The organism is Rhodococcus sp. MPR-R1B (genome assembly GCF_058793255.1).
The window spans coordinates 155,086-176,792 of record NZ_JBXAFO010000012.1; the positions used below are offsets into that span (position 1 = coordinate 155,086).

Here is a 21,707-nt window from a genome sequence, read left to right on the forward strand (position 1 = left end):
TCAGCACATGACTCGAGACGTGAGTGAGCGCGCCAGGTACGCGCAGTCGGGCGAAGACCTGGCAGACATTGCCTTGCTCGGACCCGTTTCGACCAAAGTGGGCGATCGTCTGGTTCCGTTGCCGGGTCCGCGAGCTCGAACTCTGCTGGTTGCGCTGGCTCGCAATCCGGGTGAGCCACGTACCGCGCAGAGCCTGATCGACGACGTCTGGGGGCTGGAGCCGCCGCGCTCACCGATGAACGCCCTCCACACTCAGGTCTCGCGCCTGCGATCTGCACTCCCGGACGGGGCCCTCGAAGTCACGGCGGCCGGATACCGGCTCACTCTCGCTCGGGAGCGTGTCGACCTGGCCAGGGCTGCGGACGCCGCCCGTGGTCTGCGCACCGTCGGCGCCGACGCGTCCGAAGCGCTCGCCGTCACGACCGCGTCATTGCGCCTGTGGCGCGGTACCCCCGGGAGTGACGTCGTCGGCGACGTTGCAGATCGTCTGGCGCTCGACGCAGGCCGGGTGTACGACGAACTGGAGACGGCGCAGATCGACGCGTTGCTCACATTGGGGGAGTACGCGGCAGCCATTCCCCTGGTGCGCGGACGCCATCTGGCGAGCCCATTCGACGACACAGCGGCCGAGGCGTTGATGCGTGCGCTCGCCGGAGCAGGCCGAGTCAACGAGGCACTCGAAGTGTTCGCGGAGTTCCGCAACCACCTCGCCAATCGCCTGGGCGCTGATCCGTCACCCGCACTGGTGACCCTCAATGCTGAACTTCTCGGGGCACCTGCGGCTACACCGCGGGCCGCGCGTGCGATCGGTCTCCGCGCTGCCCCCAACACCTTGCTCGGTCGCGACAACGACATCGACCAGATCGAATCCTTGCTCGCCCGCTCGCGCGTCGTCACCATTCTCGGACCTGGTGGCGCCGGAAAGACCCGTCTCGCACACGAATTGGGCTTGCGCGGATCCGTGAACCAGCCGGGCGTCTCGGTGGTCCTCGTGGAGTTGGCGTCGTTGCGCAGCAGCGAAGATGTCATCGCGGCCATCGGAGGCACCCTCGGAATCAGCGAATCCGATCTGGCGCCAGGCAAATTGACCGTCGGCCGAACGCATTCGGCGAGAGAGCGACTCAAAGAGGCGCTGTCCGCCGGTCCGATGTTGCTCATCCTCGACAATTGTGAGCACGTGATCGGCGCGTGTTCGGAGATCGTGGCCGAGATGATCGCGGCCGGTCGTCAGCTGACGGTACTGACCACCAGTCGTTCTCCGCTCATGATCAGTGCCGAGGCGGTGTACCCGTTGCCGCCGTTGGCGATCGAAGACGGAACCGGCTCGGCAGTCGAACTCTTCTCGGCGAGAGCCCGTGCGGTGCGGCCGTCTGTTCATCTGGACGTCGACGCGGTCGTCAAGCTGTGTACGACGCTCGACGGACTCCCGCTGGCGATCGAGCTCGCTGCCGCGCGGGTCCGCACCATGAGCGTCGACGAAATCGGTTCGAGACTGCGAGACAGGTTCGCGTTGTTGCGCTCCGATGATCCGACGTCTCCGGATCGGCATCGCACCCTGCACGCGGTGATCGACTGGAGCTGGAATCTGTTGGGCAGCGGGGATCAGATTGCGTTGCGTCGATTGTGCCGATTCCCGGCCGGCTTCACCCTTTCTTCGGCGCAGGCCGTTGCCGGGTGGGGCGAGTTGACCGATGTGGCAAGTGCCGTCGAAGCGCTGGTGAATCAGTCACTTCTTTCCGTCAGCGACGGGCAGGGAGATCTTCGGTACTACATGCTCGAGACTGTCCGTGAATACGGCGAGGAGCAACTCGCCGCGTCCGGGGAGGGACCGGAAGTGATTCGGCGCCTCGACGACTGGGCGATTGCGATCGCCGAGGATGCCGTCGTGCGTGCACGGACGGATCAGCTCCGTCTGATTGCCGACCTCGACGCCGAGCACGACAACCTTCTGGCTGTACTTCGCTGGGCCGTGGAACGCGGCGACGCGGTGACCGTAGCCAACGTCTTCCCCGTCCTTGCGATTCTGTGGGCCGTACGAGGATCGAACTCGGAAATTTCGAACTGGGCGTCGAAGATCGTCGGGGCGACCGCGGACAACGATCTGCGCGACGTGAATGCAGAACTGGTGGGCGCTACGTTCATCCTGGTGGCGATGCATCTCTTCTTCGGAGAGGCCGATCGAAACCATGCCCGTGCGCGGATCCGACTTCGAAAGCTGTTGCGTGAGCGCGATGATCTCGGTCCGTTGTTCGCATTTCTGATCAAGCTGACCACGAGTGGGATCGCCAACCACAAACTTGCGCGGTTGGTGGCCGAAGGCGTTCGCAGTTCCGATCCCGAGACCCGAATGGCGGCGCTGTCCGCGCGTTCGAACATGCGGGAGAACATCGGAGATCTGCGCGGTGCGTTGCTGGACGGGGAGACTCTGTTCGACTACGCCACCAGCATCGGTGACGAGTGGGGTCTGGCGATGGCGGCCCAACATGTCGGGTCGGTTCACAGCCAATCCGCCCGCTATGGCGAGGCCATCGAGTTCTACGCGATCGCGGCGGCGTCGATGGAACGCCTCGGTGCGCGTGACGAGGCGATGCAGCTCATCTGCTTTCAAGCCGGAGCAATGATCGCGGCCGGTGACACCGCTGGTGGTCGGGTGCTTCTCGATCGTGCACGTCCGGCATTGGCGCATTCGGGTGGGACCGGGGCCATCGAAACCGATCAACGGCGCGCGGCGCTCACAGCGAGTATCGCCGAGGCGGATCTCGCGGACGGCCGTATCGACGAGGGCTTGGCTCGGTATCGAGAAGCGCTGGAGCTGTTGGGTTCTGCGATCGAGAACATCTTCGGTGATCCCTTCGTCGTTCTGCTCGGTGCCGCGGCTGTGTGCGCTCACGCAGTTCACGGCCGGCACGAACTGGTGGCGGGCCGCGTTCTGCAGATGAAGGAGTCGAGTGCTCTCAAGCTCGATCCCAACGGTTACGCGGACCTGCCGCTCGCGGGTTCGTTGGCGTCGGCGATCGGGTCGTTCGATCTTGTCACGGGCAACATCGAACGCGGAGTCGAACTGATGGCTTTGTCGTTGAAAATGCCGGGGAGACAAGACTTCGTCTCGCTCCATCACGCGCGCCTCTCCGACTTCGCGGTTGGTCTGGTCGGAGCCGACAGGTGGTCTGTGGAAACCGAGAAGGTATCGGGTTACTCACGCAGAGCGGTCCGCGAAGCAGTGTTGGCTGCGCTTCGCGGACCGGTGCTGGACTAGGTCTGGACGATGGTGCGGGACTTATGTCTTGCGCATGTACATCCGCACGGTCAAAGGTGCCATGACGGCAACGATCACCGCGGCGCCCACCAGCGACCACACGACGTGGATACCGAAGTGGCCGTCGTTGGCCAGCTCGCGAACCGCGGTCACCAGGTGTGAGACCGGATTGACGTTCACGAACTTCTGAAGCCAACTCGGCATGGTGGCAGGATCGACGAACGCATTCGACAGGAACGTCAGCGGGAACAGCACGAGCATCGAAACACCCTGCACCGTGGACGCTTTGTTCATCAGCACGCCCATGAGAGCGAAGATCCAGCTGATGGAGAACGCGCACACCATGACCAGGATCGCGGCAGACAGAATGCCGACCACGCCGCCTGCGGGGCGGTAACCCATCGCGAAACCGACGATGAACGTGATGGTCGTGGCGATGCCGTAGCGCACGACGTCGGCGAGCAATGCACCGGACAGCGGGGCGATACGAGCGATGGGAAGGGACTTGAAGCGGTCGAACACGCCCTTGTCCATGTCCTCACGAAGCTGAGTGCCCGTGACGATGGAACCGGTGATGACGGTCTGGACGAGGATGCCGGGGATGATCGTCGGCAGATATGCCGTCACGTCACCGGCGATCGCGCCGCCGAAGATGTAGGTGAACATCAACGTGAAGATGATCGGCTGGATGACGACGTCGAACAGTTGCTCGGGGTTGTGCTTGATCTTGAGAATTCCGCGGTACGCCATCGTGAACGTGTTCGCGAAGCTCTGCTGCAGGCTGATGCGGCGGGGTGCGGCATCCGGCTGGGCTATCGGCGACCGGGGTTTGGTGAGAGTGGTTGTCATGCGACGCTCCGATCGGAGTCGTTGTCGGACTGGGCGTCGTTGCGACCACCGTCTTCGGGCTGGTGCCCGGTGATGGTCAGGAACACTTCGTCCAGGCTGGGTTTCTGTACGTTGATTTCGTCGACGGCGATACCTTGCTCACGCAGACGGATCAACAGGTCCGCCGTGATCGACGGGTCGCTCAGCGGGGCGGTGATCCGCCCGACCTCGGGAGTGACACCCACCTCGACGCTCAGCGCAGCGGCGATGAGCGAGCGAGCCTCCTCGGTGCGATCACGATCGACCAGCTTGAGTTGGAGCGAGGAGATCCCGACCGAAGCCTTGAGTTCGTCGGCGGTGCCGTTGGCGATCACGCGGCCGCGGTCGATCACCGCGATGCGATCGGCCAGTTGATCGGCTTCGTCGAGGTACTGCGTGGTGAGCAACACCGTCGAACCCTCGGCGACGAGTCGCCGGATGGTCACCCACATCTGGGCGCGGGTGCGCGGATCGAGGCCGGTGGTGGGCTCGTCGAGAAACAGCAGCGGCGGGCGCGCGATCAGGCTTGCCGCCAGATCCAGGCGTCGACGCATGCCACCGGAGAAGTTCTTCAGCGGTTTGGTCGCGGCCTCGACCAGATCGAACTCCTCGAGGAGTTCCAGGGACTTGGTGCGCGCATCGCGGCGGCTCAGGCCGAGCAGCCGCGAGAAGATCACGAGGTTCTCGGTCGCCGTCAGATCCTCGTCGACGGAGGCGTACTGGCCGGTGACGCCGATCAGGGATCGGACCGCGGTGGGTTCACGGCTGACGTCGTGGCCGAAGATGCGCGCCTCACCGCCGTCGGGGCGAAGGAGAGTGGCGAGCATGCGGACGGTGGTGGTCTTGCCGGCGCCGTTCGGCCCGAGGACGCCGAACACCGAGCCGGTGGGGACGGTGAGGCTGACGCCGTCGACCGCGCGGTGCTCGCCGAACTTCTTGACGAGTCCGTCGGCCTCGATGGCAAGAGGCGAAGCTGTGTGGTTCATGGGATGAAGCTTGGCAGACCGATCTTGCATGGACCTTGCGTGGAACTTGCGGTTACTTGCACAGCGCGCGAGGTCGGTGCTGCGGCTGCTAGCTGAACCGCTCTACCAGGGCGGCGCGGTCGAGCTTTCCCGGTCCACGCAGGGGGAGCGCGTCCACGACGAAGAGTTCCCGCGGCGCCGCGGTGACGTCGAGTGTCCGCTGAGCATGTGCGCGCAGTTCGTCGAGCGTCGGAGCTTCGCCCTCGGGTACGACCACGGCCACCACCCGCTGCCCCAGCCGCGGGTCCTTGATGCCGATCACCGCGCACTCGCGAACGGCGGGGTGATCGGCCAGCGCGGCCTCGACCACCTGCGGTACGACGGTCAGCCCGCCGGTGGAGATTGCCTCGTCCAACCGGCCGGTGATGCGCAGGACTCCGTCGACCACTGATCCGGCGTCGTCGGTCCGGAACCACCCGGGCTCGGCGAAAGCGGGGTGGTCGGCAAGCCCGCGGTACCCGGACGCGAGCATCGGACCGCCCAGCAGAACTCGGCCGTCGTCGATACGAATCTGCGCTCCGGACAACGGGATTCCGTCGTAGACGCAACCGCCGGACGTTTCGCTCATCCCGTAGGTGCGGACGACGGTGATGCCCGCTTCGGTGGCCTGCGCGAGTACCGGTGCGGGAGTAGCAGCGCCGCCGAGCAGAACCGCGTCGAGCGAAGCCAGAGCCTCGACCGCGGCGCGATCACCGAGTGCCTTGACCAACTGCGTCGGCACCAACGAGGTGTAGCGGCGCGGTCCGCTCATCGCGGCGACAGCGCCCGGCAATGCGGCAGGGTCGAAACCCGCACTGACGTCGACGATCACCGGTTGTGTTCCGGCGAGGACACTGCGCAACAGAACTTGCATCCCGGCGATGTGGTGCGGGGGGAGAACCAGCAACCAGGATCCGGTGCCGCCGAGGCGTTCATGGGTCGCGTCGCCGCTGGCTCGCAGTGCGCTCGCGGCGAGCATCGCGCCCTTCGGGGTTCCGGTGGTCCCCGACGTGGCGACCACCAGCGAGATGCCGTCGTCGATGGGCTGATCGGGGTGCAGAGCGTCGCTCAGTCGGGCCGTCTCGCGTGCGTCGGCCGCCGGGACGGGAAGCACGGCGTCGTGCACGCCGTCCAGGATCTGCGCGATGGCAGGCAGTACCTCGAAGACCGCCTCACCCTGTGGAACGGCCAGTGTGCGAAGAACGTTCACCGGACGTCCGGCCCGGCCAGCGGCCAACCACCGGCAGCCAGATGGCTTCGTACGCGGTCGACGTCGGTTTCGAGTGGCATCTCGTTGGTGATCTTCGTGATGAGGACCTGGATGTCGGTCTTCTCGATGGGCAGATCGCCGTCCTCGATCAACGCATCGGCGACGGCGTCGACCTCGGTTTCGGAGAGTCTGCGAGTGAGGAGCGCGAAAAGTGGGATGTAGTCCTGCTCGGGGACGCCATTGGGATAGCCGGCCCGCAACCAGCCGACTATCGACGTGAGGAAGGGCGGAAGGGCCATGACGTCAGCTCACGTCTCGAACTTCGTTGTCGGTGTCCACGTCTTCGATGACCGGCCACCCACCTGCGCGCAGCCTTTCGGTGACACGATCGACGTCGTCCTCGGACGGCTCCTCGTTGAGGATTCCCTCGATGATGGCGCGGATGGTGTCGTAGTCGACGTGGCGGTCCGGCACTTCGTGTGCCGACTCGATGGACATCGAAACGACCTGCTCGATCTCCTCGTCGGTCAGACGACGACGGAGAACGGCGAGCAGCGCAAAATGATCCTTGTCCGGGATGCCCTCGGGATACCCGGCACGCAGCCAGTCGAGCACGCTGCGCAATGAATACTTGCTCAAATCCTCGGCCTCATTTTCGTTTCGGTGGTTTCAGTGGTGCGCCGCGACGACCACTCAGAAGACGTGGATTCCGAACGTGCTGGCCAAGAAGTTCTTCATCAACAACAGAATTCCGGCGAAGATCGTGACGAGCACGACCGCAAAACAGAGGTACGCACCCATTTTACCCAGGGTGGACGGTCCTTCGGTGCCGTCGGCGTTCGGCAGACTCAGCGACTTGAGGCCGAAGGCGAAGATCGCCGGCAGTCCGGCTCCGAAGAGCAGTCCGACTGCCACTACCTGCCAGAGCGAATCGAGGGTATCGGTGAGTAGATGCATTCTCTTGCGCCCCTTTCAGGAGTTGCGAGTGGGTTCGGTGGACGGAGTGGGATCAGCAGTCGGAATCTCGCGAGCCGTCGCATCCGGATTCTCGTCCCATTCGGCGGTCACGTTGGCGGCGTCTACGGGTTCCTTACGCGAACGCAGGTACATGAAGATCGCGAACGCGATGAGGGCAGCGAAGACGACGAGCACGCCGGCCAGGCCGCCGATCAGATGCGCGAGTGCCCAGCAGATGGCGCCGACCACTGCAGCCGACGGCAAGGTGATCAACCAGGCGGCGGCCATCCGGCCTGCGACGCCCCAGCGGACCTCGGCGCCCTTGCGCCCGATGCCGGTACCGAGGATCGATCCGGTGGCGACGTGGGTGGTCGAGAGGGGGAGTCCGAGGTGGCTCGACGTGAGAATGATGGCGGCGGACGACGCTTCGGCTGCCAGACCCTGCGGCGCGGCGATCTCGACAAGGCCCTTGCCCAGGGTGCGGATGATGCGCCAACCGCCCAGGTAGGTGCCGAGAGCGATCGCGACGGCACAGGTGAACTTCACCCAGAACGGCATCTCGGTCTCGGCGGTGATGGTGCCGTGAGCGACCAGGGCCAAAAAGATGACGCCCATAGTCTTCTGGGCGTCATTGGTGCCGTGCGCAAGTGAGATCAGCGAGGCGGTGCCGATCTGGCCGAAACGGAAACCGCGCTCACGCTCGTCTTCCTTGACGGATGCGGTGATTCGGTACACGAGCTTGGTACCGACGCCTGCGACCAGGGCCGCGACGACCGGCGCGAGGATCGCGGGGACGACGACCTTGGTCAGAACTCCACCCCACTCGACGCCGCCCATACCGATGGAGGCGATTGCGGCGCCGATCAATCCGCCGAACAGTGCGTGTGAGGAGCTCGACGGCAATCCGAGCAGCCAGGTCGCCAGATTCCAGATGATTCCGCCGACGAGACCGGCGAAGACGATCAGCAGCAGATCCTGCCCACTGACCGCGCCGAGGTTGACGACGCCTTTGGCCACGGTCGCAGCGACCTCGACGGACAGGAACGCACCGACCAGGTTCAGGATCGCGGAAAGTGTGACCGCAACTTTGGGCTTGAGTGCTCCGGTCGCGATGGAGGTGGCCATTGCGTTACCGGTGTCGTGAAAACCATTCGTGAAATCGAACGCGAGGGCGGTGACAACTACCACCAGGAGGATTACGAGCTCTGCGGTCACAACGTGAATTGTGCGTATCGAACGCGTAAAAGTACAGCGAACGGGATGCGAACAGGGGCTCCGCGGAGTACGTCCCCGCGCGTGGGCTGCGGCGCTGCCGTTCGCGATGTGTTCAGCGCCACGAAATCGGAACCCTGTGTGGGACCTCACTTTTTGGTCTCACTCACCGGGAAGGCACATTCGGACCGTTTTAAACGCTGATTACCTACGGGCACCGAGCGCACCGGAACAGGGGTTTCACCCCTGTTTCTCGGTGTCTGTCAGTGAGAAGGAGAGCTCCGACCGTGAAGCCCAACAAGTCCACGAAGCTGATCGTGGCACTCGCCGCGACCGCCGTTCTGGCGTCAGCCTGCGCATCGAATCGTGGTGACGATCCCTACGCCGTCGCTGTCGGCGGACCCGGCGTCAGCGCAGACCTTGCGTCGAGCACATCCGACGCGAAGTTCGGCACCCTCGATTCGCCCTGTGGTGAAGGCGACGCCACCGGCGCAACCGATCAAGGCGTCAGCGACACCGAGATCAAGATCGGGTTCGGTGACGACCGCGGTTATGTGAAGTCTCCTGGGCTGAACAAGGAAATGAGCGATGCGGTGAACGCGCTCATCTCTTGGTGCAACGATCAGGGCGGCATCAACGGCCGCAAGGTTGTCGGTACCGACTACGACGCCGCGATGACGCAGGCCAACTCGGTCATGCAGGAAGCGTGCGCGAGCCAGTTCATGATGGTCGGCTACGGCTTCGCGATGGATCAGACCGCCGAGCAGACGCGTGTCGCGTGCAACCTGGTGTCCGTGCCAGGCTTCACCGTGTCACCCGACGCAGCCAACGGACCGATGACATTCCAGGGTGTCCCGTTCCCGGTCGACTACGCGAACGGTTCGCAGTGGTTCCAGATGGCCGAGATGCACCCCGATCTGGTGAACGACTTCGACGTCGTCAACAGCACGATGCCCACGATCATCAGCTCCACCACGAAGATTCGCTCGATCGCCGAGGCTGCGGGTTTCAAGCTCAAGGATTGCGGCGTCACCCTCAACTACGAGGGGGAATCGAGCTATGTGCCGTTCGCCGAGAAGTACAAGGAGTGCGGCGCGAAGGGGATCTGGACGTCACGATCGGCGAGCCCGTCGGAGCTGAACTTCGTGAAGGCGCTCGATCAGGTCGGGATCGATCCCATCTTCTTCGGTGAAGCCACCTGGTACGGCGCGACCGTCTCCGATTGGAACAAGGACACCGGACTGCTCGACAACCTCAACGCGGGCATGACCTTCCAGATGCTCGAGAACGCGGACAAGGTCCCCGCAGTGAAGAAGTACGTCGATCTTGTCTCCGAGCAAGGTGGCAAGACTGCGCTTCTCGGTATGCAGGCGGCGTCGTCGTTCCTGCTGTGGGCGGCCGCCGCGGACGAGTGCGGTAGCGATCTGACGCGTCAGTGCATGGTGAACGAACTCTCGAACATTCACGAGTGGGACGGCGGCGGATTGCATGCCGTCACCGATCCCGGCAAGAACATGCCGGCCACCTGCGGACTCATGACCTCGCTGAAGGGCAGTACCTACGCGCAGGCATTCCCGTCCACCGCGGGCGAATTCAAGTGCGACCCCAAGTACCTCGTCGCGACCGACAAGAGCACCTGGGGAACCGAACTCGGGGCTGACCGCGTGTCGACGAAGTACCAGAACGCCAACGTCATCAAGCCGCAGTCCTGATTCTTCCGACTCGGGCGGCGAGCGCCAACCGCCGCCCGAGTCCCTAACGAGGGTTCAGCCATGAACACTTTTGTCACTTTCACGATCCTGGGCCTGGTCCTGGGGTCGGTGTACGCGATCGCCGCCTCCGGGCTGGTACTCACGTACAACACGTCAGGCATCTTCAACTTCGCGCACGGTGCACAGGCAATGCTCGGTGCGTTCATCTACTGGCAGTTGCGCTACGGCTGGGAACTTCCCACCGTCGTCGCTTTGCTGATTTCACTCGTCCTGGTCGGGCCACTGATGGGCCTCGGCCTCTACGTCCTGATCATGAAGGGTCTGCGCGATACCGCCGAGGTCACCAAAATCGTTGTGACGGTCTCGATCCTGCTCGGAATGCTCTCGATCTCGCACTGGTTCTGGCACCCCGAGACCGCTCGGACGATGCAGATGTTCTTCGGCGACCAGTCCAAGATCACGGTGTTCGGCGCGAGCATCCGCTACCACGAGTTGATCTGCATCCTCGTTGCGATCGCCATCGCCGTCGGCCTGCGCATCCTGTTCACGCGCACCCGCGCCGGTGTCGCGATGCGCGGCGTCGTCGACGATCCGGAACTGTTGCGCCTCAACGGCCACAATCCGGAGCGTCTTGCGGCCCTGTCCTGGGCGATGGGTTCGACGCTCGCAGTCCTGGCCGGCATCCTGATCACCCCGATCAGTGGCGGCACACTCGAGGCGAACATGTTGACACTCTTGGTGATCGACGCGTTTGCCGCGGCCATGTTCGGCCGGTTGCGCAGCATTCCGCGCACGTTCGTCGGCGCCGTGGTCCTCGGGCTTGCCGGTACGTACGTATTGGCGTACTTCCCGACGAGTTGGAGTTGGACGTCGAATTTCCGTGTCTCCCTGCCGATGATCGCGCTGTTCGTGGTGCTGATCGTGCTCCCACAGGACCGGTTGCGTGGAGCGGTCACCCGTACTCGCGAGCGTTACCACGTGCCGAGCGTGCGCAAGGCCGTCGTCTGGGGCTTGGCACTGATCGTCATCGTCTACCTGATCCGTCTGCTGATGGTGACGTCCGCCGTCACCACACTGACCATCGGAATGACTTTCGCGATCATCGCGCTCTCGCTCACACTCCTCACCGGTTACGCGGGTGAATTGAACTTGGCGCCGGTGTCTTTCGGCGCTATCGCTACCATCGTGGCCTTCCACTTCGGGATCTCCGGTTCCGGGTTGGCTGCGCACCTCAACCTGTGGGGCATCGTCGTCGGAGTCCTCGTCACCGCCGTGATCGGTGGCCTCGTCGCCCTACCGGCGCTGCGGCTGAGAGGGCTGTATCTCGCGCTGGCAACCATGGCCTTCGGAGTGTTCCTCTCCAACATGGTTCTTCGTGACACCACCGAACACGAGATGTTCGGCATGAAGTACTCGCTGTTCAAGGACGGGAACATCGCCCTCCCTCCGCTGAAGATCGGTCCGCTCGATCTGAGCAACGAGACGGTGTTCCTGATGACCGTGACCGCGCTGTTCTCGATACTCGGCGTCGGCGTCATCGCGTTGCGTAACAGCGGCTACGGGCGCCGTCTCGCGGCGATGAAGGACAGCCCGGCCGGTTCGGCCATGCTCGGACAGAGCCTGGTTCGGCTCAAGCTGAGCGTCTTCATGATCTCTTCGGGGATCGCCGGTCTCGGCGGCATTCTGATGTCGAGCGCCATGGGGTCCGTCTCGGGCGAGAGCTTTGCCATCATGGTCAGCCTCTCGCTGCTCATGCTGACCGTCGTCGCGGGTATCGGATACGTCACCGGCGCCCTGTTCGGTGGACTGATGGCCGGAATCGGGTTTGCGGTCATCATGGTCTCGTTCACCAATCTGGCTTCGGCGCAACCGGAGTTGGAGGGAATGTGGCTGCTCTTCGGCAACATCGCGGCAGTCAGCCCGGCACTGATCGGCATCGGCGTCGGCGCGAACCCCAGCGGAACGGTCCACAGCGTGATCGAGGGCTACCGACGGCTCGCCGGTGCCAAGCCTGTTCTGATCGGCGGCGCCGCAGTCGTTCTGCTGACCTACGTCCTTGCTCTGACCGGTGTACTCGGCAACTGGTGGTTCGCGTCCATCACGATCGCGGTGGTGTTCATGCTGCCGGTGATCGGTGAGATGGTCATGCCCAGCGCGGTTCTCACTCCGGAGGAACTGGCCGCCAAAGCGACAGTCGTTCCCGAGGACATCGGGATCGATGTCCCTTACAGCCCCGAGATCCGTGACGAGATCGACCGCGAACTGGGGATTCCTCAGTACCAGGGTGGCTCGCCGAAGGAGTTGACCGTCCATGTCTGATACACCACTTCTCGAAACGCGCGGTGTGAGCGTTCGTTTCGGTGGACACGTCGCGGTCAAGGACGTTTCGCTCACCGTGCAACCCGGCACCGTGACAGGACTCATCGGACCGAACGGTGCCGGCAAGACGACGCTCTTCAACACCATCACCGGGCTGCAGAAACCCACGTCCGGTCAGGTGTTCCTCGGCGGCGTCGACGTGACGAAGCTACCGCCGCACAAGCGGGCAGGTCGCGGGCTTGCACGTACCTTCCAGCGGCTCGAACTGTTCGTCTCGCTGTCGGTGCGTGACAACCTGCGCGTCGCCGGAGACATCCACAAGGCGAACGGCCGCAACAAGATCGACGTGGACAGCGAGACGGATCGTCTGCTGGAGCTGACCGGGCTGACGGATGTCGCGGACAAGGACGTCGCGGACATCCCCACCGGACGCGCCCGCGTCGTCGAAGTTGCACGGGCGCTCATGACCGACCCGCGAGTGCTGCTGCTCGACGAACCGGCCTCGGGTCAGACCGAGCAGGAAACCGAGGTCTTTGCCGAGATGCTCACCGAACTTGCTGCGGGTGGACTCGGAATCTGTCTGGTGGAGCACGACATTCCGCTGGTGATGAAAGTGTGCTCGACCATCCACGTGCTCGACTACGGCGCAGTCCTCGCCTCGGGTGATCCGGAGAAGATCCGGACGGATCCGGAAGTGATCGCGGCCTACATCGGGACCGAGGAGGAGGCGGTATGACGTCAGCGAAAATTGGCGAGGCGAAAATCGACGAGGGTATACGCAGCCCCGACCGCGCCGAACCGTTGCTCGAACTGTCCGGTGTCCGCGCCGGTTACGGATCCATCGAAGTTCTGCACGGGGTGGACCTGATTCTGGAACCGGGCGCCGTGGTGGCGCTACTCGGACCCAACGGTGGCGGCAAGACGTCGACGCTCAAGATCTGCTCGGGCGTCCTTCCGGTCACCCGCGGCGAGTTCCGGCTCGCGGGCCAGGTCGTGAACGGAGTCGAGCCTTCGGAGTTGGCTCGGCTGGGGGTCTGCTCCATCCCCGAAGGACGCGGGATCTTCGCCAACCTCACTGTGCGGGAAAACCTGTGGATCGCCACCGGAACGGGCGTCGGGCTGGCCGAACTCGAAGAGGTTGCGTACGGCAGGTTCCCGATCCTGGGGGAGCGGCGCGGACAGTTGGCCGGATCGATGTCCGGTGGTGAGCAGCAGATGCTGGCGCTGTCACGGGCACTCGGCACTCACCCGACGGTGCTCCTGCTCGACGAGCTGTCGATGGGTCTCGCACCTCGAATCGTCTCGCAGATGTACGACGTCGTCGGCTCGCTTGCAGCCGAAGGCATTTCCATTCTCGTCGCCGAGCAGTTCGCGCGAGCGGTGCTGCCCATCGCGACCTCGGCCGCACTGATGTTGCAGGGACGCGTCGTCAAGACCGGCGATCCACACGACATCGAAAACGAACTTTCTACCAGTTATCTAGGAGGATGACGATGACTACTCTCGCCGAAGATCGCCGTGAGGAATTCAAGAAGAACATCGCAGAGTTGAAGCTGGACAAGAAGCAGGCAGGCGGCGACGCGGCGACGCGCATCGCGGGCCTGGTGCTCATGGTCGTCGGAGTGGTCGGCGCCTTCGTCGTCTACATCTCTTCGCTGACGCTCTCGGACCTGCGGGATCTGGTGTCGTACCAGATCCTCACCGTGGTTTTCCTCGCCCTGACAGTGGCCGGTGCCGCACTCTTCCTGGCCGCATCGGTGGCAAAGGTGCTGCGGCTGTGGTTGGTTCGCCAACTGCTCGAGGGCCAGGCACAGACAGATCAGATCTCTCAGGCGCTGAGCACGCGCAACTGATCTTTGTGAAGAACCGAAAGATGCCCGCCACGAAAGTCGTGGCGGGCATCTGTCATTGCTCGGCTACAGCGGTGTCTCGGCTACAGCGGTGTCTCGACTACGCGGACGGTGGCCGGGAATCGCGTCGGATGGGATGGTCCTCCGGGATCTGCACCATCACGATCGGTGTCCCGTCCGGGTCGGCGATCCACATCTCGTGTAGACCCCACGGTTCCTGTCTTGCCTCGCGCGCGATCTTCACCCCGGCGAGAACCAGTTCGGTCTGAACGGCAGTGAGGTCACGGACCTGCAGCCAGATCGCACCGCGAAAGCCACCCTCGCCGGTGCCGCCGTGCGCAGCGACTTCGATCAGCCCTTGGCCGGCGAAGAAGACTGTGCCGCCGGGATATTCACGAGCGATCGCCAGACCGAGGGTGTCTCGGTAGAAGCTCAGCGTTCGTTCGTACTCGCTCGGGCGCAATATCGTACGGCTACTCAGAATCTCCACGTCCGACCTCCCTCTCGCACCTACTGTCTCAGAAGTACCAGGGATATGGTGACCAATCGGGATCACGCTTTTCGAGGAACGAGTCGCGACCCTCGACGGCCTCGTCGGTCATGTACGCCAAACGTGTTGCCTCACCGGCGAACAGCTGCTGGCCGACCAACCCGTCGTCCTGCAGGTTGAACGCGTACTTGAGCATCCGCTGTGCCTGCGGCGACTTGCCGTTGATCTTGCCTGCCCAGTCGATCGCGACGTTTTCGAGTTCCGCGTGGTCGACAACCTTGTTGACCGCGCCCATCTGATGCATTTCCTCGGCGGTGTACGTCTCACCCAGGAAGAAGATCTCGCGAGCGAACTTCTGGCCCACCATCTTTGCCAGATAGGCGCTGCCGTAGCCGCCGTCGAAGCTTCCGACGTCGGCGTCGGTCTGCTTGAACCGTGCGTGCTCGCGGCTGGCGAGCGTCAGGTCGCACACCACATGCAGGCTGTGACCGCCGCCCGCAGCCCAACCGTTGACCAGGCAGATCACGACTTTCGGCATGAAGCGGATCAGGCGCTGGACCTCGAGGATGTGAAGGCGTCCGGCGCGTGCTTTGTCGACGGTGTCCGCCGTTTCACCTTCGGCGTACTGGTAGCCGCTGCGGCCACGGATGCGCTGGTCTCCGCCCGAGCAGAACGCCCAGCCGCCGTCCTTCTCGCTCGGTCCGTTGCCGGTGAGCAGGACCGCTCCCACGTCGGAGGTCATACGGGCGTGATCGAGCGCGCGGTACAACTCGTCGACGGTGTGCGGGCGGAACGCATTACGTACTTCCGGTCGGTCGAAGGCGACGCGAACGGTGCCTTGACTGACGTGCCGGTGGTACGTGATGTCGGTGAGGTTCTCGAATCCGGGAACAGGGCGCCAGAGATGCGGGTTGAAGGTCACCTCAGTCACGATAGAGGCACGCCTCGCGTGTCTAACGGATGCCTGAGGTAGAACACGTTCCCGGGCGCGCTAACGTGCAGGTCATGAGCGAACAAACCGCAGACGGCACGGAGATCGTCACAGACGGTGAGAAGCGGGGCGGATTTCCACGGTTCCGGCATACTCCCGCAGGTCCGGACTTCGGCCGCTTCGTCGAAGCGATGCGCAGGTTGCAGGACCTTGCCGTCTCGACCAATGTTCCCGACGACGTACTCGCAGACATCGCTACGCAGGCCGAGGAGCTTGCCGATCGGTTGACTCCGTACGAGGTGCCGGAGGGCAAGTCGCCCGCGGGCTCGAACATCCAACTGCCCGGACGCGGCAGCCTCCTCATGCTCCCGTGGATGGTCGAGAAGTTCGACACCGAAGGAGTCCGCAGTACCGGCGTCTTCCGCCGCTACCACCTGGGCGGCAACGGTGCCGCTCACGGCGGTGTCCTGCCCTTGCTGTTCGACGACGTCTTCGGGATGACGGTCCACGCGGGTGGCCGTCCGATTTCCCGGACCGGCTACCTCCACATCAACTACCGCGCGATCACTCCGCTCAACACGCAACTGGTGATCGAAGGGAAGGTGGATCGGGTCGAGGGTCGCAAGACCTTTGTCAGCGCACGTCTGACCGACCTCGACGGCAAGCTCCTCGCCGACGGTGAGGCGCTCATGATCGAACTGCTTCCAGGACAGCCCTGAGATGTTCCCCTCGTTCGACGATCTGATCTCGGACGCCGTGGTGCTCGCGCTGCCGATGCGAGTTCGCTTTCGCGGCATCACGACTCGTGAGGCTCTGCTCGTTCGTGGCCCGGCCGGGTGGGGAGAATTCGCACCCTTCGTCGAGTACGACGACGACGAGGCGTCGCAGTGGCTGCTCGCCGGGATCGAGGCGGCGTGGCTGGGTCCGCCGCCTGCGCTTCGTCACGCCGTTCCCGTCAACGCCACCGTGCCGGCGATCGACGCCTCTGCCGTTCCGCAATTGTTGGAGCGATTCCCCGGGGCCCGGACCGCCAAGGTCAAGGTCGCCGAGAAGGGGCAGTCGTTGGCGCAGGACGTCGCCCGGGTGAACGAGGTGCGTCGGCACATCCCGAACGTGCGCGTCGACGCCAACGGCGGGTGGAGTGTGGACGAGGCGATCACGGCTTTGCGAGCGATCACCGAAGACGGTGAACTCGAATACGCGGAGCAGCCGTGTGCAAGCGTCGAGGAACTGGTCAGCGTCCGCGCCGCGGGGACCGGTGTGCGGATCGCCGCCGACGAGAGCATTCGCCGTGCCGAGGACCCGTTGCGCGTCGTACGAGCCGGGGGAGCGGACGTAGCCGTCGTGAAGGTGCCCCCGCTGGGCGGAATGCGTGCTGTGGTGGCGCTGTCGGCGCAGCTGGCGGACTACGGGGTGCCGGTGGTGGTCTCGAGTGCGCTGGACACGGCTGTGGGGATGTCCGCGGGACTGGCGGCCGCGGCAGCCTTGCCCAGGCTTCCGTTTGCCTGCGGCCTCGGCACGGGCGGCCTGTTCGTCCGGGATATCGCGGTCACCGGAGCAGCCGTCGACGGCGCTTTGTCCGTTGGTGCCGTCGAGCCTGATCCGGTTCTGCTCGAGACGCTGGCCGCGCCCGCGGACCGGCGCGACTGGTGGTTGGAGAGGGCCAGGCGCTGCCATCGGATACTCGGCAGTAGAGACCTGCCGAATTTCGTATAGTCTCGGGCGCGACCTGATGAACATCAGTGAAGAATGAAGGGATCGAAAGTGGTTGCAGCTCTGAACGAAACCCTGCTCGAGGAGTCACGGGTTCCCGCGGTCGTCGCGGACGTGCAGACCTTGATCGACGCAGAGGTTTCGGATAAGTCGGGGGCCTCAGGGCTGGCTCTCAAGGGTGGCTACGGCGCGGTCAAGAAGGTGAGCCCGTCCATCGTGCCGGACGCCGTCACCGCGCTTCTGCCGGCTTTCGTGGCAAAGCTCGAGCCGTACTGGCAGGAATTCTCGGCTTCCGGTGAAGGCAGCTTCGCCGATTTCATCAGCGCCCGCGGCGACGCGGTTGCCGATTCCCTCCTCGAGGTGACGGACGAGCGTATCGAAGGTAGCGACAAGGCCGTCGTCAAGTCGATGTACTCGAAGCTGCGCGGTTCGGCCAAGAAGCATGTGACTGCAGCTCTGCCGCGTCTGGGCGATGTGATCCAGAAGCACGCTGCATAAGCGAACGTAAAAAACGAGCGGCCCGGGAGAAACTCCCAGGCCGCTCGTTTTTTACGTTCGGTTGTCAGTGAGCCGAATGTCCGTGGCGCCAGAAGCCGGTGAAGGTGATGTCGGTTTTGGCGAACTTCCGGTCGTTCACGAGGTGCCGACGCAGCCCGGTGGTGAGTGCCTGTTCGCCGGCGACAAAGGTGTACGACGGCCCCTCGGGCAGTTCGGCGGCGCGGACGGTCTCGAGGGTCAGAACACCCGGCGTCGCGTGTTCGTCCTCGCGAACGAGCCAATGCACGTTGACGTTCGCCAACTCCGGAATGTCTTGCTTGTCTTCGATGTTCGGAATCTCGACGAAGACCTCGGCACGCAGGTCTGCGGGCGCGGATTCCAGAATGCCGATGATCGCCGGAAGTGCACTCTCGTCGCCGACGAGCAGTTGCCACTTGGCCTCGGGTGTGGGGTTGTAGATGCAGCCTTCGTCCAAGAGGGCGACCTCGTCGCCGGTCGACGCGGTGTCCGCCCACGCGGATGCCGGGCCGATGTCGCCGTGATAAGCGAAGTCGATGTCGATCTCCGTGGTCTCGCCGAAGAGACCGGATCCGGCAGCACGGTAGGCGCGAATCGTGTAGTTGCGCACGACCGGTCGCGTGTCCTTGGACATCAACAGGTACTGCGCATACCAGAGATTGCTGGCCGCGCTCGGCAACCGGAGTTCACTCTGGCCGACCTGCGGGATGAACATGCGGAACCACTGATCGGCACCCATCGGAGCGATGGTGGACAGCTCTTCGCCGGCAATGGTCACCCGGATGAAGCTGGGGCTGATTCGTTTGTTCGCCACGACCTGCGCCGACACGATGCTGCGTGAGGCCGGTTTCACGAACTTGGCGCGCTTGGCCATGACTGGTTGCTCCCTGATTATCTGTTACTCGTACCTAATCAGGTAACCCTAACCTGATTTACGGTCGCTGTGGAGTGGTGGGTCTGTCCTTTTCGACGACTTCGGGAGGAAGACCCCACTGCGCTCGGCCAAGTCGGCTCATCGGTGCGATTGCCGCGAAGTCCGGTAGGCCGTCGTCGGCGACAGCCTCGGGACGTACGGCGACCGCCACCACATTTCCCATCACGACAAATGAATTGCCGACCTCGATGACCTGGTGGAGCGTGCATTCGATGGCGATCGGGGAGTCGGCGACCCGTACGGGGCGAACCCGCTCGCTCGGCTCGCTACGGATGTTCAACTCGAGAAACTCGTCGGCCTCGGCGTCGTAGAAGGCGGAACTCTGGTTCACCACGTCGGCAAGCCTGGCAGTCGCCAGGTTGATCACGAATTCGCCGGTCGCTTCGATGTTGCGCAGACTGTCCTTGCGTCCGACCGACGTGAACTGCACGATCGGCGGCGCCGAACTTGCCACGGTGAAAAAGCTGTACGGAGCCAGATTGCCGACGCCGTCCGCCGACAGGGTGGACACCCAGGCAATCGGCCGGGGGACCACCGAAGCGGTGAGTAACTGATAGAACCGGCGGGGTTCGAGCTCGGCTGGATCGAAGAGTGTGCGCACCCACACATAATGCCGCTGTCCCCGCCCCTGGGCATGCTTGCGCCCGAACATCTGACACTCTTGAAGGCGTGAATCCGTCCACTGCACAAGCCACAGCCGTCGTCGACGAACTGGTTCGTGGTGGCGTGCGTGAAGTCGTGCTGTGTCCAGGCTCTCGCAACGCGCCCCTCGCATTCGCCCTCCAGGCCGCCGACCTCGACGGCCGGTTGCGTCTGCACATGCGGATCGACGAGCGGACAGCAGGCTTTCTGGCACTCGGACTGGCAATCGCCGGGAAACGACCGGTCCCCATCGTGATGACTTCCGGGACCGCCGTCGCGAATCTCGGACCCGCTGTCCTCGAGGCCAACTACGCGCGAGTGCCGCTGGTGGTCCTGAGCGCCAACCGGCCGTACGAGATGCTCGGCACCGGCGCCAACCAGACCGTCGAGCAGCTCGGGCTCTTCGGCAGTCAAGTCCGCGCAACCATCAGCCTGGGCCTGGCGGAGGACGATTCGACGCAGAACAGCCAGTGGCGCTCGGCGGTCTGCCGGGTCCTCGCCGCTGCCCGCGGAACCCGATCCGGAAACGCGGGTCCGGTGCATTTCGACATTCCACTTCGTGAGCCGCTGGTGCCGGACGTGCACGTGCAGGGACCGGTCCCGGAGGGCCGTCCCGGCGGTGCGGCCTGGACCACCACCCAGAATGCGACGCTCGACGTTCCCGTCGATCTGGATCTCACCGCAGATACGGTGGTCATTTCCGGACACGGTAGTGCGCTTCGGCCTGAGCTGGCGGGCCTGCCGACCGTGGCCGAGCCGACGGCTCCGATGCACGGGATCGCACTGCATCCACTCGCGCTCTCGCAACTCAAGCCCAAGCAGGCGATCATCACCGGCCGCCCGACGTTGCATCGTCAGGTCTCGAAGGTGCTGGCCGACCCGGGCGTCGACGTCTACGCGCTGACTACCGGGCCGCGCTGGCCGGACGTATCCGGCAACGTACTCGCCACCGGAACCAGGGCAGTGGTCACCGGGACTCCCGATCCCGCCTGGATCGCTCGATGCGCCGCGCTGACCGAACACGCCGAAACTGCCGTCCGCAAGCAACTCGACGCCCACCCCAAGGCCACCGGCCTGCACGTGGCAGCTGCTGTGATGGATGCTCTCGCGGACGGCGACCAGCTTCTGCTCGGCGCATCCAACCCTGTTCGCGACACGGCACTCGTGAGCTACCCCAAGCCCGCCGTGCGGGTGCTGTCGAATCGTGGCGTCGCAGGTATCGACGGCACCGTCTCGGCGGCGGTCGGTGCTGCGTTGGCGTACGACGGTGGCCGGACCGTCGCTCTCATGGGCGACCTGACCTTCCTGCACGACGCGTCCGGGCTGCTGATCGGGACCGGTGAGCCGAGGCCGAGCGACCTCACCATCGTCGTCGCCAACGACGACGGCGGCGGTATCTTCGAGCTCCTCGAACAAGGCGACCCGCAGTACGCCGGCGTCTTCGAGCGAGTGTTCGGAACACCACACGGCATGGACCTGGCTGCGCTGTGCGCGGCCTACCGCGTGCCGCACGCAGCGGTCACCGTCGACGCCCTGGCAATGACGCTGGCGCAACCGGCCAACGGCATTCGTGTGCTCGAGGTCGCGACGGATCGCAGTGGGCTGCGCGAACTCCACGCTTCCGTGCGGGCACAGCTGTGACGCAAACAGTTCTGCGTCGCCTCCGCATCGGTGTGCTGGTGGTTGCGGTCGGCATTTCCGTGCTCGCGGTGATTCTGGTTCTCGGTGCCTGGCGCAACGATCGGACCATCGAATCGAACATGGGGACCGCAACTGCCGAGGTGCTCTCGGCAGGCTCGCTACGTTCGGCGATCAGCTTCGTGACACCGGACGGCGCCAACCACAACCCTGAACTCGGCGTGCTCTACCCCACCAATCTGACTGTGGGACAGCGCATCGAGGTGGAGTACTCCAAAGCCGACCCTGATTTGGTCCGGGTAGCGGGACGCAACGCGACGGTGGCGCTGATCCCGGCCGGATCGGTGATCGTCGTGACGTGGCTCCTGGCTGGACCGTCGATCTGGTACCTGCGCAAGCGGGAAGCGGGAGCTCCGGGTTCGGCGCCGGTCGCCTCGAGTTAGTTCGCGCTTCGCC

Annotated in this window: 22 protein-coding genes; 11 read left to right on the top strand and 11 right to left on the bottom strand. The window is 64.3% G+C overall.

Annotated features, from left to right (window positions below):
- Positions 1-7 precede the first annotated feature (7 nt).
- Positions 8-3,256, top strand: coding sequence for an AfsR/SARP family transcriptional regulator (locus AC1Q61_RS18515; RefSeq protein ID WP_051649750.1), 3,249 nt, complete (start codon positions 8-10; stop codon positions 3,254-3,256).
- A 21-nt stretch (positions 3,257-3,277) separates the two neighbouring features.
- On the opposite strand, the gene AC1Q61_RS18520 is transcribed toward AC1Q61_RS18515, so the two are convergent.
- From AC1Q61_RS18520 to AC1Q61_RS18550, 7 genes are all read right to left on the bottom strand, one after another.
- Positions 3,278-4,105, bottom strand: coding sequence for an ABC transporter permease (locus tag AC1Q61_RS18520; RefSeq protein ID WP_003941848.1), 828 nt, complete (start codon positions 4,103-4,105; stop codon positions 3,278-3,280).
- Positions 4,102-5,109 carry a daunorubicin resistance protein DrrA family ABC transporter ATP-binding protein gene (locus AC1Q61_RS18525; RefSeq protein WP_003941960.1) on the bottom strand — a complete coding sequence of 336 codons (1,008 nt, stop codon included), beginning with the start codon at positions 5,107-5,109 and terminating at the stop codon, positions 4,102-4,104. Before AC1Q61_RS18525 ends, AC1Q61_RS18520 begins: the two co-directional genes overlap by 4 nt.
- A gap of 88 nt (positions 5,110-5,197) precedes the next feature.
- The gene (gene menE, locus AC1Q61_RS18530) at positions 5,198-6,337 is read right to left on the bottom strand and encodes an o-succinylbenzoate--CoA ligase (RefSeq protein WP_042925655.1); all 1,140 of its coding nucleotides are present in this window, start codon (positions 6,335-6,337) and stop codon (positions 5,198-5,200) included.
- Positions 6,334-6,636 (bottom strand): DUF3349 domain-containing protein, encoded by a 303-nt coding sequence (locus AC1Q61_RS18535; RefSeq protein WP_003941976.1) that lies wholly within the window; start codon positions 6,634-6,636, stop codon positions 6,334-6,336. Before AC1Q61_RS18535 ends, menE begins: the two co-directional genes overlap by 4 nt.
- A 4-nt stretch (positions 6,637-6,640) precedes the next feature.
- A complete protein-coding gene (locus AC1Q61_RS18540) occupies positions 6,641-6,976 on the bottom strand; it encodes a DUF3349 domain-containing protein (RefSeq protein WP_003941853.1) in 336 nt (111 codons plus the stop codon).
- A gap of 54 nt (positions 6,977-7,030) precedes the next feature.
- Positions 7,031-7,294, bottom strand: coding sequence for a hypothetical protein (locus AC1Q61_RS18545; RefSeq protein ID WP_003942079.1), 264 nt, complete (start codon positions 7,292-7,294; stop codon positions 7,031-7,033).
- A gap of 15 nt (positions 7,295-7,309) precedes the next feature.
- Positions 7,310-8,509, bottom strand: coding sequence for an inorganic phosphate transporter (locus tag AC1Q61_RS18550; RefSeq protein WP_007728486.1), 1,200 nt, complete (start codon positions 8,507-8,509; stop codon positions 7,310-7,312).
- 284 nt (positions 8,510-8,793) lie between these two features.
- Here AC1Q61_RS18550 and AC1Q61_RS18555 point away from each other — a divergent pair, with 284 nt between their 5' ends.
- Genes AC1Q61_RS18555 through AC1Q61_RS18575 form a run of 5 tightly spaced genes read left to right on the top strand, consistent with a single transcriptional unit; the run spans position 8,794 to position 14,390 of the window.
- Positions 8,794-10,218: an ABC transporter substrate-binding protein gene (locus AC1Q61_RS18555; protein WP_003942040.1), complete on the top strand. Its 1,425-nt coding sequence runs from the start codon at positions 8,794-8,796 to the stop codon at positions 10,216-10,218.
- Positions 10,219-10,278: 60 nt separating this feature from the next.
- Positions 10,279-12,537, top strand: a complete 2,259-nt coding sequence (locus AC1Q61_RS18560) for an ABC transporter permease (RefSeq protein ID WP_042925622.1) — start codon at positions 10,279-10,281, stop codon at positions 12,535-12,537.
- Positions 12,530-13,273 carry an ABC transporter ATP-binding protein gene (locus tag AC1Q61_RS18565; protein WP_007728482.1) on the top strand — a complete coding sequence of 248 codons (744 nt, stop codon included), beginning with the start codon at positions 12,530-12,532 and terminating at the stop codon, positions 13,271-13,273. Before AC1Q61_RS18560 ends, AC1Q61_RS18565 begins: the two co-directional genes overlap by 8 nt.
- Entirely contained in the window at positions 13,270-14,028 is a 759-nt protein-coding gene (locus AC1Q61_RS18570; protein ID WP_003941866.1) for an ABC transporter ATP-binding protein, read from the top strand. Before AC1Q61_RS18565 ends, AC1Q61_RS18570 begins: the two co-directional genes overlap by 4 nt.
- A 2-nt stretch (positions 14,029-14,030) precedes the next feature.
- A complete protein-coding gene (locus AC1Q61_RS18575) occupies positions 14,031-14,390 on the top strand; it encodes a hypothetical protein (RefSeq protein ID WP_042925653.1) in 360 nt (119 codons plus the stop codon).
- Between the two features lie 97 nt (positions 14,391-14,487).
- Here AC1Q61_RS18575 and AC1Q61_RS18580 read toward each other — a convergent pair whose 3' ends face one another.
- Both AC1Q61_RS18580 and AC1Q61_RS18585 read right to left on the bottom strand, forming a co-directional pair.
- A complete protein-coding gene (locus AC1Q61_RS18580) occupies positions 14,488-14,877 on the bottom strand; it encodes a VOC family protein (RefSeq protein WP_003941917.1) in 390 nt (129 codons plus the stop codon).
- A 28-nt stretch (positions 14,878-14,905) separates the two neighbouring features.
- On the bottom strand, positions 14,906-15,799 hold the full coding sequence (locus tag AC1Q61_RS18585; RefSeq protein WP_029536747.1) for a 1,4-dihydroxy-2-naphthoyl-CoA synthase: 894 nt from the start codon (positions 15,797-15,799) through the stop codon (positions 14,906-14,908).
- A gap of 83 nt (positions 15,800-15,882) precedes the next feature.
- Between AC1Q61_RS18585 and AC1Q61_RS18590 the strand changes: the two genes are divergently transcribed.
- From AC1Q61_RS18590 to AC1Q61_RS18600, 3 genes are read left to right on the top strand one after another with little or no spacing between them, the layout of a single operon-like run.
- Positions 15,883-16,527 (top strand): PaaI family thioesterase, encoded by a 645-nt coding sequence (locus AC1Q61_RS18590; RefSeq protein ID WP_024487302.1) that lies wholly within the window; start codon positions 15,883-15,885, stop codon positions 16,525-16,527.
- 1 nt (position 16,528) lies between these two features.
- On the top strand, positions 16,529-17,524 hold the full coding sequence (locus tag AC1Q61_RS18595; RefSeq protein WP_029254857.1) for an o-succinylbenzoate synthase: 996 nt from the start codon (positions 16,529-16,531) through the stop codon (positions 17,522-17,524).
- Positions 17,525-17,572: 48 nt separating this feature from the next.
- Positions 17,573-18,019: a DUF6918 family protein gene (locus AC1Q61_RS18600; protein WP_003941973.1), complete on the top strand. Its 447-nt coding sequence runs from the start codon at positions 17,573-17,575 to the stop codon at positions 18,017-18,019.
- Between the two features lie 64 nt (positions 18,020-18,083).
- Here AC1Q61_RS18600 and AC1Q61_RS18605 read toward each other — a convergent pair whose 3' ends face one another.
- The gene (locus tag AC1Q61_RS18605) at positions 18,084-18,911 is read right to left on the bottom strand and encodes a siderophore-interacting protein (RefSeq protein ID WP_492651035.1); all 828 of its coding nucleotides are present in this window, start codon (positions 18,909-18,911) and stop codon (positions 18,084-18,086) included.
- 58 nt (positions 18,912-18,969) lie between these two features.
- A complete protein-coding gene (locus AC1Q61_RS18610; protein WP_039972961.1) occupies positions 18,970-19,572 on the bottom strand; it encodes a flavin reductase family protein in 603 nt (200 codons plus the stop codon).
- 68 nt (positions 19,573-19,640) lie between these two features.
- Between AC1Q61_RS18610 and menD the strand changes: the two genes are divergently transcribed.
- Positions 19,641-21,254 carry a 2-succinyl-5-enolpyruvyl-6-hydroxy-3-cyclohexene-1-carboxylic-acid synthase gene (gene menD / locus AC1Q61_RS18615; RefSeq protein ID WP_215515745.1) on the top strand — a complete coding sequence of 538 codons (1,614 nt, stop codon included), beginning with the start codon at positions 19,641-19,643 and terminating at the stop codon, positions 21,252-21,254.
- The gene (locus AC1Q61_RS18620) at positions 21,251-21,694 is read left to right on the top strand and encodes a DUF3592 domain-containing protein (RefSeq protein ID WP_020906814.1); all 444 of its coding nucleotides are present in this window, start codon (positions 21,251-21,253) and stop codon (positions 21,692-21,694) included. Before menD ends, AC1Q61_RS18620 begins: the two co-directional genes overlap by 4 nt.
- Positions 21,695-21,707 lie beyond the last annotated feature (13 nt).